10 protein-coding genes are annotated in these 13,368 nt (G+C 49.3%); 1 reads left to right on the forward strand and 9 read right to left on the reverse strand.

Annotation, left to right across the window (positions count from 1 at the left end):
* Nucleotides 1–3: 3 nt before the first annotated feature.
* Nucleotides 4–1,935 carry a heavy metal translocating P-type ATPase gene (locus NDK47_RS14555; RefSeq protein ID WP_251870482.1) on the reverse strand — a complete coding sequence of 644 codons (1,932 nt, stop codon included), beginning with the start codon at nucleotides 1,933–1,935 and terminating at the stop codon, nucleotides 4–6.
* 96 nt (nucleotides 1,936–2,031) lie between these two features.
* Here NDK47_RS14555 and NDK47_RS14560 point away from each other — a divergent pair, with 96 nt between their 5' ends.
* Nucleotides 2,032–2,409, forward strand: coding sequence for a hypothetical protein (locus NDK47_RS14560; RefSeq protein WP_251870483.1), 378 nt, complete (start codon nucleotides 2,032–2,034; stop codon nucleotides 2,407–2,409).
* A gap of 34 nt (nucleotides 2,410–2,443) precedes the next feature.
* Here NDK47_RS14560 and NDK47_RS14565 read toward each other — a convergent pair whose 3' ends face one another.
* The 8 genes from NDK47_RS14565 to NDK47_RS14600 all read right to left on the reverse strand — a co-directional run bounded on the left by NDK47_RS14565 (nucleotide 2,444) and on the right by NDK47_RS14600 (nucleotide 13,366).
* The gene (locus NDK47_RS14565) at nucleotides 2,444–3,802 is read right to left on the reverse strand and encodes a nucleotide sugar dehydrogenase (RefSeq protein WP_251870484.1); all 1,359 of its coding nucleotides are present in this window, start codon (nucleotides 3,800–3,802) and stop codon (nucleotides 2,444–2,446) included.
* 25 nt (nucleotides 3,803–3,827) lie between these two features.
* The gene (locus tag NDK47_RS14570; RefSeq protein ID WP_251870485.1) at nucleotides 3,828–4,652 is read right to left on the reverse strand and encodes a response regulator; all 825 of its coding nucleotides are present in this window, start codon (nucleotides 4,650–4,652) and stop codon (nucleotides 3,828–3,830) included.
* Nucleotides 4,653–4,670: 18 nt separating this feature from the next.
* Nucleotides 4,671–6,089, reverse strand: coding sequence for a glycosyltransferase family 2 protein (locus NDK47_RS14575; protein WP_251870486.1), 1,419 nt, complete (start codon nucleotides 6,087–6,089; stop codon nucleotides 4,671–4,673).
* A 16-nt stretch (nucleotides 6,090–6,105) separates the two neighbouring features.
* Nucleotides 6,106–7,266 (reverse strand): HEAT repeat domain-containing protein, encoded by a 1,161-nt coding sequence (locus NDK47_RS14580; protein ID WP_251870487.1) that lies wholly within the window; start codon nucleotides 7,264–7,266, stop codon nucleotides 6,106–6,108.
* 29 nt (nucleotides 7,267–7,295) lie between these two features.
* Nucleotides 7,296–9,515 (reverse strand): hypothetical protein, encoded by a 2,220-nt coding sequence (locus NDK47_RS14585; RefSeq protein WP_251870488.1) that lies wholly within the window; start codon nucleotides 9,513–9,515, stop codon nucleotides 7,296–7,298.
* Between the two features lie 326 nt (nucleotides 9,516–9,841).
* Entirely contained in the window at nucleotides 9,842–10,081 is a 240-nt protein-coding gene (locus NDK47_RS14590) for a hypothetical protein (protein ID WP_251870489.1), read from the reverse strand.
* 117 nt (nucleotides 10,082–10,198) lie between these two features.
* The gene (locus NDK47_RS14595) at nucleotides 10,199–11,980 is read right to left on the reverse strand and encodes a M3 family oligoendopeptidase (protein WP_322112060.1); all 1,782 of its coding nucleotides are present in this window, start codon (nucleotides 11,978–11,980) and stop codon (nucleotides 10,199–10,201) included.
* 165 nt (nucleotides 11,981–12,145) lie between these two features.
* Nucleotides 12,146–13,366 (reverse strand): M20 family metallopeptidase, encoded by a 1,221-nt coding sequence (locus NDK47_RS14600; RefSeq protein ID WP_251870490.1) that lies wholly within the window; start codon nucleotides 13,364–13,366, stop codon nucleotides 12,146–12,148.
* Between the last annotated feature and the right edge of the window lie 2 nt (nucleotides 13,367–13,368).

Consider the following 13,368-nt stretch of genomic DNA (forward strand, 5'->3'; position numbering starts at 1 on the left):
ATTTTACCTCAAGAGTCGCAAGCCGTTTAAAATCACCAAGATCGTGCTTCCCTCATGTCCGACAACTCCCAGTGGCAGCGGTATTCCCGCAGCAAAGTTGGAGATCATCAGCACGGCGATGACAAGTGCTGCAAACACCATGTTCTGGACAATAATTTTCTTCATCCGTCTTCCCAGAACGATCCCATCCTCGATCCGTTTGAGGTCATCATTCATCAGCACCAGATCAGACGTTTCCAGAGCGGCATCACTTCCGGCTGCCCCCATGGCGATACCTACGGAAGCCGTTGCCAGTGCCGGTGCGTCGTTGATCCCGTCACCGACCATAGCCACACTGCCAATATCGGTTCTCAGCTTTTTGACGATCTTTACCTTGTCTTCTGGCAACAGCTCCGCGTAAACGAGGTCAATGCCCGCCTCTTTCGCTATAGCGTCCGCTGTCGCCTGCTGATCACCCGTGAGCATCGCAACCTGTATCCCCAATTTTTTCAAATGCGTAATCATTTGCTTGACCTCTGGCCTCACGCTGTCCTGCAAAGCAATGATCCCCGCGATCCCCTTCTCATTATGGATGGAAACAACGGTTTTTCCTTCGCGCTTTAATCGCTCCAGGTCATTTCGAGCCTGTTCATGTCCCCCAAAATTCTCACCGGTTCCCGGCTTTCCGACCCGCCATACTTCACCATGGATGGTACCCTCTACACCCCAGCCGGCGTATGACTGGAAATCCGCCGGGTAACCCAGTGACAAGGATTCTTCCCCTGCTTTTTGAACAATGGCTTTGGCAATCGGATGAGTCGAGAGCTTCTCGACAGTGGCTGCGACGAACAGGAGCTTGGACTCATCCAAATCCTGATAAGCAATCATATCGGTAACTTCTGGTCGTCCATAAGTCAGAGTACCCGTTTTGTCAAAAGCGACAACCTTGACCTCAGCCAATTTTTCCAAATGCGCGCCTCCCTTAAACAGCAATCCTTTGCGGGCGCAGTTGGAAATTGCGGAGAGCATCGCCGGCATAATCGATGCCACCAGCGCACAAGGGGAAGCCACAACCAGGAATACCATTGCTTTATACAATGCCTCATCCCAAGTCCAGCCCAATGCATAATGCGGAACAAGGATCAAAACAAGCGTCGCGGCGATGATCACTCTTGCATAAATTCGTTGGAATCGCTCCATGTAGCGCTGAGATTTGGGCATCTCGCTTTGCGCTTCTTGCACGAGACGGATGATTTTCGAAAATAACGTAGATTCACTTGTTTTCGTCACTTCGATAAACAAGGCCCCTTGCCCGTTTAAAGTTCCCGCATAAACGTCGTCGCCAAGCACTTTGTCTACCGGGACACTCTCTCCTGTAATAGACGCTTGATTCACGGAAGAATACCCATCTTTCACGACACCATCTGCTGGAATACGTTCACCTGGCTTTACCAAAATCAGGTCGCCCAGTTGCAGTTCTTCGATGGTGACCAGACGCTCTTTCCCATCCCGATAAAGAATTGCTTTTTCCGGCTTCAGCTCCATGAGCGCCGATATGTCCCGAGAACTTCTCTCCATCGTGAAGGCTTCCAATGCTCCACTCAGTGAGAAAATAAAGATCAGAACCGCGCCTTCTGCCCAGTAACCGATGGATGCTGCTCCAATCGCCGCCACGATCATCAGCAAATTGACATCCAGATCTTTTTCCTTGGTAAGCGTCAGAAAGCCTTCTTTCGCTTTTGCAAATCCGCCAATTGCGAACGCCAACACATAGAGCCAGATCGACAGAGTATGGCTGGCATTCTCGATGGTCCAGGCTGCTGCGAGAAATACACCGCTAATCAGTGCTGCCAGCCCTTCCGCATATCGCGCGATCCATTGCCGGGCACTCTTCTTCTTTTTACTTTCCGTTCTTGATACCGATTTTGTTTGTTCCGTTGCAAGTGATTGATTCACAAGCCATCCCCCCTACTTCCTGATAATGAATATCGTTGTTATTGCCCTTAAAAGGCTTCATGCTATTCCCCGAAGAGGGAATAGCATGAATTGAGAATGATGATCATTATTTGGGCAAGTGCATATATTTTGCGTAAAGGAAACTCTTTTAAAATGATTATAATCTTATCCCTGTGCAAAGTAAATCCCATTTCTCATGTTTTTTCGATTTTTCTGCTTTTCTGCATTGACCACACATATCTGGTATTGTATAATTCTCTTGATAACGATTATCATTATTATAAATTTGCGAAGGAGCTTGGTTTGATGTCCCTTATCTTTCCGATCCTTACCTTTGTTCTTATAGCCATCGGGGCTTTTTGCATCTTCATATCCATGGACAATGATCGCCTCATTCGCCAAACTTTTGTCCGCGAAAATGAAAATAAGGCTTATCCACGAGAAAGAAAAGGTCTTCCAAACCCTTCTGCCTGATCGGTGCAGTAGGTGCTGGAAGACCTTTTTTCTGTTAGATCGCCAATGATGCCTCTGAGAAGTTCCTGTGTTTGATTGCATTGCCCAGCTTGTACACATGCGGTGCCTGGATGCCGTCAAACGCATTGCGTGTATCGAGAATCGCTACGCCAAGCTCCGCTAAAGCCCGGTAGTTAAACATGCTGTGATTGGTGAGCAACACCATGCAGTCATAATTTCTCCATGCTTTTGCGTCATAGGCCACACTCTGTATCTCTCGCCCGCTCTCATCCTTGAAAGATTTTGCGTACGGGTCGTAGTAGTCCACCAACGCTCCCGCTTCCTTAAATAGCTCGTAAACCTGAAGCGATGGTGACTCGCGCAAATCATCAATATCCGGCTTATACGACATGCCGAGCAGCAGGACACGCGAATTGCGAATCGATTTTGCGTACATATTCAAAATGACAGATGTCTTGTAAACCACATGATCCGGCATGCTGTTGTTGATGGATTGAGCCAAATCAATAAATTTGCTGAAGAACCGGTAGCCCTTGGCTTTCCATGATAAATACATCGGATCTAACGGGATGCAGTGTCCACCGATTCCGGGGCCGGGATAGAAGGGCATGAAACCAAAGGGTTTGGTAGCTGACGCCTTGATTACTTCCCACACATCGATGTCCATGCGCTCGCACATCAAGGCCATTTCGTTGATAAACGCGATGTTGATACTGCGGAAGGTATTTTCCAGCAGCTTGGACATTTCCGCGACCTTGGTCGAAGAAACCGGGACAATCTGATTGATAAAATGGCCGTATAAAAGCACTCCGAGTTCCAGGCATTTTTCCGTCGTTCCGCCGATCACCTTGGGCGTATTGTTGGTAGAAAAGAGATGATTCCCCGGATCAACCCTCTCTGGTGAAAAGCAGAGGAAAAAGTCTTGTCCCACCTGGTACCCCATTCGCTCCAGCTCTCGCTGAATCAATTCCTCTGTCGTGCCGGGATACGTTGTACTTTCCAGCGTAATCAGCGGACCGTTTTCAATATAGTGTTTGATTTGATCGACGACGCGAGAGATATAGGAGGTGTCAGGGTCCTGGTTTTCACTGAGCGGCGTCGGCACACAAATGCTGATTGCATCCAGTTCTTTGAGAACCCGATAATCCGTCGTCGGGATAAACTTCCCGTCTCGAACTAACTGCTCCACTGGCTCACTTGGTACATCTCGTATGTAAGATTCTCCCCGCTGCAAGATTTCTACTTTCTGTATGTCCAGGTCAATTCCAAAGACTGTGAGTCCGCTTTGGGCCATTTCGATTGCGAGCGGAAGCCCTACATAGCCAAGACCGATGACTCCTACTCTTGCAGTTTTTGCCTCGATTTTTTGCTTCAGTGCAGTATATCTGTCCATCTGGCATCCCTCCGGTTGTTTGTATCTACGAGACGAGCAAGCGCTTGATTCGCCAGTCCAGTTCGACGGGAGAAAACGGCTTGGTCAAAAAGTCCGCCACCCCTTTTTGGAAGCACTGTGACATATCCTCCTCCAAACGTCTGTCTGTCAATACCACAATTTTGCAAGGATCTGCTTGTTCGTGCTGCTCTTGTACCCAATCAATCAGTTGGTACCCATTCATCACGGGCAGGGTAAGCTCCGTAATGACCAGATCAGGCTGAATCTGTTGAATTTTCTGCTTCCCCTCCTTTCCGTCCTGGGCGAGATAAATTTCGTAGCCATTTCTGGCCAGGCGGACTGCCAAGATTTGCTGAACTACAGGGTCATGTTCAACCAGCAGCAGCCGGGGTGGACGTTCCCATTTTTGCTCTTGCTGCATGATGACCTGTATCCCGGAATGGTACGGCAGCGTCTGTGTCAGTCGAGCGGTCATTTCCGCTAAAATACCCTGAATGGCATTACCGCTTTCCGGATAGGACCCTACGCCAACACTTCCCGCCAATTGCTCCTGTTTTTGCAAATACTCTTTGATCGTTAATGCCAAATGATGAGTATTTGCAAGATTCATGTCTTCCATCAATATCAGCAGCCGTTTGTCTTCTTCTTCGTAAAAGACTTGTACAGCAATCCCTGGCCTTTCAGCTTCCACAAACTTTTTCAATTTTTCCCATCCATCATCCCCTCTTTGCCGGCATCGGGCGGCAATCATGCCGCAGGTCAGATTACTGGCTTCATAATAGCGGCAAAAGTAGGCCAACTCTCCGTTTAGCTTGCTGGCTTGCTCCCGCGTTTTCGTGTTTTGTTTCATTGTACTCATCCCTTTCTCTTAAGAGGTTTGACGCGTCTCCACCTTCCAGCTTTGTCTGGTCATGACTCCCCAGGTATTGTTGTTGCGAAGGAAATCGATATGTCCCAGTACCCGCCAAATCGCCCCCAGCTGATAATATCCAAAGAACATCAGGAACCCGTAACCAAGCAGTTTCATCAGGTCACTGACTTTGGTATAGCGGCGGAAGGAAATTTCCTCCAACACAATCCCGCTGACTGTCAGCAAATAGCCATAGACCAGATTGATGGCCATGAAAATCAGCACGACATGTGCGTATGTCATATCAAAGTAGCTGTAGCCCAGCAACGCGAAAAAACCGGTTAATTTGAAATAAGGATTCAGTGTTTCAAACAATACGTTGTACGGCATGGTCAGAAGTCCCATGATCTTGTATTTGGGATTGAAAAGCATGTGCCGATACTCAATCATGTTTTTCAGATTGCCTCGCCCCCAACGCTTCCTTTGGCTGCCCAAAATATGAAACGTATCAGGAGCCTGTGTCCAGCAGACAGCATCCGGACAAAATGCGATCCGGTACTTCTTTTTACACTCCAGCATGTACTTGTGCAGTTTAATAATGATGTTCATATCTTCTCCGGGGTAGCCTTCCCGATAGCCGCCGACCGCGACGACACAATCCTTGCGGAAAAGACCGAAGGCACCGGAAACGATAATCAGACCATTGATAGAGCTCCAGCCGATTCGCCCTCCCAAAAAGGCTTTCATGTACTCAATCGTTTGGAACATCGGCAAGAGCTTCTTGGGCAGATTCACCTCTTTGACGATCCCATCTTCAATTTTACAGCCGTTGGCGATGCGTACATTCCCGCCGATTGCGATCGTTTCCTCCGGATTTTCCATGTATACCTGGGCCATCCTGATCAAAGCGTCCCGCTCCAGTAGTGAGTCGGCATCAATCGATGCGATCAATGGATAGTGCGAGAGGTTGATTCCTGCGTTTAGCGAATCCGCTTTTCCGCCATTTTTCTTGTCGATCACAAAAAGCTGCGGATATTGCGGATTGTGATAGATGCCATTACTTGGCGTGGCTGGAACCACGTTTCTTGTCGAGATATGTGCTTGCAGTTCCAGCCCAAACTCCCTGATCAGGACACCCAGCGTGTCATCTCGCGAACCATCATTGATCACGATCACTTCATATTGCGGATAATGCAAAGCCAAAAGGGAACGAACGTTTTCGATGATCGTCAGTTCTTCATTGAAAGCTGGAACCAAAATCGAGACGGGCGGTACCCTCTCTGAGCCCGCAAGCGATTGAAAGCGGGAAAATCGCGAACGCTTCAAAATTGTGTAGATATTGATGTGGGAAAAGATGTTGATAATCAGGTAGATCGAATTCACCACAAATACGTAATACATCGCAAACATTCCGTATCCCAATAGCAGATCTCGCATAGCTCCTCCTCTCCCATCATGAAATGACACGCTCACCCTGTCGGTTGAAATAAGCGTCATAGATGGTCAGCCTGTTGTCTGTTCTTGCAACGCTTTTCTTGCTTGTGAGCTTATCCTCCCGCAGTGCTTCTTGAATCTGTTGCATGGCCAGATCGACGGTTTCCTGATGCGTCGTCCGTGAAGCCAGCTCGCACAATGCGCGAAATCCCTCATCTCCGACCCGGACCAGACTCCGGGCAGCATGGTATTTCACCCACCAGTGCTGATCATTGATCGCGGCAAGCAGTGTCGGTACGCTGCTTTCATCCTTCCAGCTTCCCAGCGCTTTTACGACCAATGCACGGATTTCCCAATCGGGGTTTGTCAGAAGTGCATGGATTTGCTCGGAATGAAGTCCCTCACAGCCAAGCAGCAGCTTTGCCGATTGAATCCTGACTTCCTTCTCATTTGAGTCAAGCCCCTTCCACAGGCTATCCATCATGCGCTCATCCAAAGTCGTTGGCAAACAAGCCAAGGCAATCAGCACCAACCGCGTATCCTCGCTGTTGATCCACTCGCGCAGCAGCGGCTGGAGATCGAGCGGAGAATCGGCCAACACCTCAGCCAGCAAGCGGGGAGAATCCGCGGACTGCTCGATCATTTGCTGGATCATTTGTCGCAGATCTGCAACATTGCGGGTACAACGGGCAATGGCTCTCGCGATGATATAGCGGCCTGCCTCATCCTTTTCCGCTTTTAGCGCCGCGAACAATTCCGGTGTCGCTTTTTCATAGCCCATTGCTCCTAATTTGTAAGCAGCATGGCTGCGAAGAGGGCCGGGTGCTTGCTTAAGTCGATTCAACTCGATTTCTGGCAGACCCAGCTTTTCAAAGAGCGCCGCCAGTTGCAGCCGATGCTTTCCTTTTACGCGCTCGGCAATTTCCATCAGCTTTTCACCCAGTACCAGCAGCTCCAGCTTCCCCAGCTCCCCTACCGGCAGCTCCAAAGGCTGCTGGGCATCCAGATGCGCCAGGACATAGCTCATATATTCTTGATACTTCAAGCTCAACCGCTGCTTCTCTTTAGCGTAATAGTTCTGCCTGTACTTCAGGAAAAGCAGGAAAAGAATTCCCGCCACAATCAATCCCGATGCAACCATGAGAAACAGGTAAGCTACTTCGATATGATGCTGAAACATTCTCTACTGCACTCCTCTCCTTCTCTTGGCTAATGGTATGCAGGTATGGACTCCAATGCTTTCTGATAGATCGAATAGCTCTCCTTTTTTCGTTCGGTATACTTTGGCAGACTCCATGCTGGCCATGTATAACGATCCCCTGCTGATAGACTGATCACCTGGTTTTCCGAAACACCTTTAATTTTTCCGGTTGCTTTATCCTGAAGCATGGCCAGGACACGAATCCCCTCTGATTGAGTTGATTTTAGCGCAGGGTCCTGATCCGGATAACTTAGCACCTGTCTCGTGCTTGGGTCCGTGAAACCCAGCAGCATCCAGGGGACGCGAAGCTCTACCCATTCACCTTTGCTCTCCCAATTCGCCTGCGAACTGTAACCCGGCTGTCCGGGCTCGGTGGTTCCCCTCTTCATCTGCCCAACGCTGATTTCCTCAAAAGGATGTGTTCCTTTCGTATCAGGCGGACTCATCTCCAGGCTGACAGCAAGCTTCCAGGGAAGAAACAGCCCGGAGTTATCCTTCTGCTCTTCGACTGAGTAAGGAAGCATTCCATAGCGTTTTCCATACAATCGCTTGTGGAAATCGTAATTAGAGGCGATTTTCACCTCACTCTCCTTGCTTTCTCCCAAACGAATCAGCACCTCCAGTCCTTCATCCAACTGAAGCCCTGGCAGTTCTCGAGCGGCCTTGTTCCCTCCAGGCAATGTATCGATGCCCAGGAGCAGATTTTCTTGTTCGGGTCGCAACGGCTCATCAAGCTGAAGCAGGAAATAGACATACGCTTCATCATGGGTCATCCAGATGTCCCTTACCCCGGACAAACCTCCTTTCACGCGTGTTTTCTCCTCACTTTTTAACTTGTCCCAATCTTCTGTCTCCCCATCGATAGTGAGTACATTCTCCAATCCGGCATCCATGGCCAGCAAGCCAAAGAAGGATTCATTGGTCAGTTCATTCTTCCAATTGGCCCGGCTGTCTTCTGGCATTTCGTATCGCATGGTATTCCAGGTACGCTTGAACCATTCATCCTGCCAGGTAAAAAGAACCGCCCCGGCGTAACCCTCTTCATGGATTTCGTGAAGAAGGTCTGCGTTGATGCGCCCTTGCTCCCTTTCATCATGTCCGCCCTGATTGCGGCCCAACGGTCCCAGATGCGCCGCGCCGACAGAAGACGGAACACCAAATTCAGTGACCATGACAGGTATGTCCGTATGATGCTGCTTCAGCTTTCGCAGATACGCTTTGTAGGTATCCACTTCGCCTTTTTGGTTGCGTATGTTTTGCAGGGTCTCATCATACCGGAAAAGGTCAGGGTAGTACGGATACACGTGATAGGCAGCGAAGTATCCGGCATCCCATTTGACCGGTTCAATATGCAGGGGATCGACACTGACCATATCTTCGTGGATCATCGGTTCACCCGGATGGTGCAAGGGGTCGGTAGTCACCCAGTTGGTAAAGGTCACCGGATGCTGCCAGCCGTGACGCGATTCCAGCTCAGCCGTATAGTCGAGCATTTCAGCGAGCCAAGACTCGAACGGAGTGGCCTGAGCTTTTGCGTGAAAATGTTCTCCCTCGTAACGCGGTTCACCGCTGCGTATGTCATTTGTCTTTTTAACCATCTCGGGGTCCCACTCCGTGCCGACGTGCCACGCCAACAGATATGGCCCCGCATTCACTCGATACGTCCCGCTTGCTTTTCCAGCTTTTTCAGGGATCGTAATGTCACCGTATACGGCTCCGACTGCTGCTTCGATTTCATTGCGAAACTCTGTTCGAATCTCGGGAAGAAAGGCGTCTTTTTTTTCAATCAACGCTTCCTCTGGAGACCAGATGCCCTGCATAAAATAGAGGGGATCGTCGTGATGCTTTCTGTTGAACTCCACCAGTGCTTCATAAAAAACGGGTTGGTGGATTGTATAGATACGAATCGCTCTGGCGCCCAGTTCGTGAATCATCCCAAACCAGCGCAGATAGTCCTCCTTCTGGATCGGGAGCTCTCCTGGATAATGCCCGGGAAGCGAAGCACCCATATTCATTCCTTTGACAAAGTAGGGCTTCCATTTGCCATCCTGAAAGATTTGTATCTGATCTTGTTCCGTTCGGAATTTGAGGCTGCTTCCTTCCTGTGTTTGTTGTGACTCTACCTGAGCGGATGTCGGATATCCCCAGAATACATATCCGCACAGGATACCGATGAACATGGTGAGAAAGAGCCATCCGATCCGCTTGCGAATCCTTGTCTTCCCCATATCGACTGCTCCATTCTTCATGTGATGACAATCAGTTGTTGCGCTTGTCGGTCATTATAAGCAAGATTATCGCCACCCTCCATAGTCGCCTGCTCCTGACTGGCTGCTTTCCTGTTTGTCATGCAAATGTAATGTTGCGACAGTTTTCTACCCAAATTCCCATCATTTTCAGTTCCGAGTCCTGCAACCTCTTCTGCCAGATCGTCATATTTTCGTACTGTCTACACCAGAAAAGAAGCAAAAATGGTTCCTCGTCCCTTTAAAAAAATGGTAGGTTGCTCCCAATAAAAAAAGCCCTCCCTGGACGATAGGAAGGCATCCTCATCTTATTGATAGGTGTTGTTTTGCTGTGATTGGGCATGCTGTTGCTGGCCTACCTCTACATTGCGGAGCGCATGCTTCATTTTATCCAGTTGCCCCTGGTAGTCTTGGACCACCTCTGTCAAAACGCTGACAGATTCCTTAAACTCTGGCTCAGTACTGACACGATCAATGGCTTTATGAAGGTGCAGCATCTTGTTCTCGGTCTCACGCATTAGATCCAACAATTGCATTCCGTTCAACACAGTATCACCTCAATGAATTTCTTTGATGATTCCTATGCTGTCAGGATTCCCAGGCTTCATCTTCCCTATGCAAAAAGAACCCGATCAGATGACCGGATTCTTTTCAATATCGCTGATTTAGCTGCGGGCTGCTGCCAGTTTGACGAACTGTTCGATATCCTTGGCAATCAGTTGCAGAGAACCGCGCCAGAAGTCTACCGAGCGCACATCTACATCCATGATGGCGGCCACATCTGCGATTTTTTCCTTGCCGGTAACGGCCAGAAGCTCGTCGTACTGCTGGACAAAGGACTCACCGCGTTTTAGGTATTCCGCGTACAATCCTTTGGCAAACAAGAGGCCAAAAGCGTACGGGAAGTTGTAAAAGTTTGCATCTGCGTAGTAATAATGCGGCTTGCACACCCACATATACGGATGAAGCACGTTGTGATCAAGCCCATTGCCGTAGGCATCCTTTTGAGCTTGCAGCATGATGGCTTTCAGCTCGTTTACAGACAAAGAGCCCTGTTCGCGGCGTTTGAACAGCTCTGACTCAAACAGGAAACGGCTGTAAATATCCACGATCACCTGTCCGGCACCGGAAAGATCGTTTTCCAGGATAGCAAAAGCTTCTTCCTCGGAAGCCTGCTCCAGTGCTGCCTTGGCAATAATGGTTTCGCAGAAAATGGAGGCCGTCTCCGCGATTGGCATCGGATAATCGCTGTTCAGGAAAGCTTCGTTCACCAGACATTCTCCGTGATAGCCATGACCCAGCTCATGGGCCAACGTGCTGACATCGTTGTAGCTTCCCGTGAAATTGGACATAATCCGGCTCTCTTTGACGACATGCAGATTGTAGCAGAAAGCCCCACCGCGCTTTCCTTCTCTGGTCTCAGCATCGATCCAACGATTGTCAAATGCGCGAGCGGCATAATCAGCCAGTCTCTGACTAAAGCTGCCAAAATGGTTCACGATAAAATCACGTGCCTCCTGATAAGTAAAGCGCATGTCGGCCTCACCTACCGGCGCAAACAAATCATAAAAAGGAAGTCCGTTGTCATGACCCAGCAGCTTGGCTTTTGCCTGATAAAACTTGTGGAAAGCAGGCAGGCTTTCACGCATAGCTGTCAGCATGGCATCCAGGGTTTCCTGATCCATCCGCGAGTCTTTTAGTGTCTTGTCCAAAGGAGAATCATAGCCGCGCAGCTTGGAAATGGTGATGACTTCACCCTTGATTCCGTTCAGGCTGGCAGCAGATGACTCGGCAATTTTATTGTAGGCAGCGAGCTCTGCCTCATAGGCGTTTTTCCTTGTTTGCTCATCCTTTTCATACGCCATATTGCGTACGACCGGCAGCGGCAGTTGTTTTGCTTCCCCATCAACCGTGATATCAACCAGCAGAGTTGAGGTCAGCATTTCCTGCAGCTTAGCCCAGGCATTGGAACCCGTATTTTTCATTTTGGCCAAAATGATTTCTTCTTTTTCGCTTAGCAGGTATTTGCTTTTCTCAGCGGTTTCCGTCAGAAAATAACGATGTGTCTCCAAAAGCGGGGATTGTTCGATACAGCGGTCCAATTCCTTAATTCCGCCCAGCCATTTCTGAAAGAGAACACCAGGCTCAACCAGTTCAACAGCCTGATCCTGGATGCGCTCAACCAATTGCAGTGCTTTTTCATTTTTCGCATCAACGCTCGCCGTCAGTTCCGCATAGCTGTAAAGACGGGATTGGATTTGAAGGATGGTCGTCAATTTTGTTATGTACGCTTCCATTTTTTGAACAGGATCCGTATCCGTTTTCAGGTTTTTCTTGGTCCACTCCTGCAATTCGTTCATGAGTTGGGACAGCTTTTCCCAGTCTTGCTGTAGTTCCGGTGATTCGAAAGACGTATACAGGACGTCTAAACTCCAACGCATATCCACGCGGACACGCTCCCTTCAAGATGGTAAACCCTATTTCCTCATTGTAAAAAAAAACTTATGGTAAGAGCAAGTTTTATCAGTGAAAAATGGTTATTCATTTCTAAAAATTTTTAAAGCCCTGCCTGGGCTACAAGCAGGGCTTCACATGCTGGCACATTTGCACCGTCAGGCACGTACGGGCTGTGCCAGGAAGAGCAAAGCAGAGGAAGCAAATAATTGGGTGGATTCGACCAATTGGTCAATGTCCACATACTCATCGGCATGGTGCGGGATATGGCGATCCCCCGCTCCCGTGGTCAAGATCGGAATTCCCGCTTGGTGCAAGAATGTACCGTCTGTTGCTCCCGGGACTCCATTGTAAATCGGCTCCTTCCCTGTCAGGTCCCGATAGGCATCAGAAACAGCGGTGACAATCTCCGCATCCATGGGCGTCAGCGTCCACGGCCGTTCCTCGATTATCTCCAGCGTTGCTTTAAAATGTTCGTCCTCACGCGACAGGCGCTCCAAAATCTCGTTCATTTCCTGTTGCAATGTCTGATGATCCTGTCCTGGCACCGTCCGAATGTCCAGTGTCGTCATACACTGATCGGGAACGACGTTAATCTGTGCTTCTCCTTTGACCGGCGCTTGCAGGATCGTCGGGGTAATACTGGGCCACCCCAACATAGGATGGTTACCCAACCGAGCCATTTCCTTTCTTTCCAGCTCCTCCAGGGCGACGATTGCCCGGGCCATTCGCGTGTTAGGATTGATTCCTGTAAGCGGCATAGCGCCATGAGCCATTTTCCCATAGCTGCGCAGGATCGCGCGCATCGCCCCTTTTTGGGTGACACAAAGCTGGTTTTCCTCCGGCTCGCAAATAATCGCCGCGTCTACCCCTTTGGCCCATCCCCTGCGGATAAAATCTTTGATCCCGATCATCATCCCCTCTTCGTCGCAGGGAATGCACAGAAGAATTTTACCATAAAAAGGAATATCAGCTCGTTGAATCGCTTTCACTGCACAGATTGCCGCAGCCAGATTCCCTTTTGTATCACAGGAACCCCGACCGTAAATGCGATTTCCCGATATTTGCCCGCCAAAAGGATCGTAGCTCCAGGCATCCCGATCGCCCTCGGTAACAACATCTGTATGTGCTTCAAAGAGGAGCGTTTTGCCCGGACGGCCAGAGTCGTAAAAGGCAATAACATTGGGTCGTCCCGGCACGACTTCCTCGTAGAAAACCTGCAGACCCATCTGCCGCAGGTAATCAGCCACGAATTGTGCGACGCGTTCTTCATTACCATCTGCTTGCCCCGGTCGATACACACTCGGGATTCGCACCAATTCCTGAGTCAAGCGCACGACCTCTTTTTCATCGACATGGGATATGACCTGATTAAACATGA

Origin of the sequence: Brevibacillus ruminantium (assembly GCF_023746555.1) — a bacterium.
GTDB classification, from domain to species: Bacteria; Bacillota; Bacilli; order Brevibacillales; family Brevibacillaceae; genus Brevibacillus; species Brevibacillus ruminantium.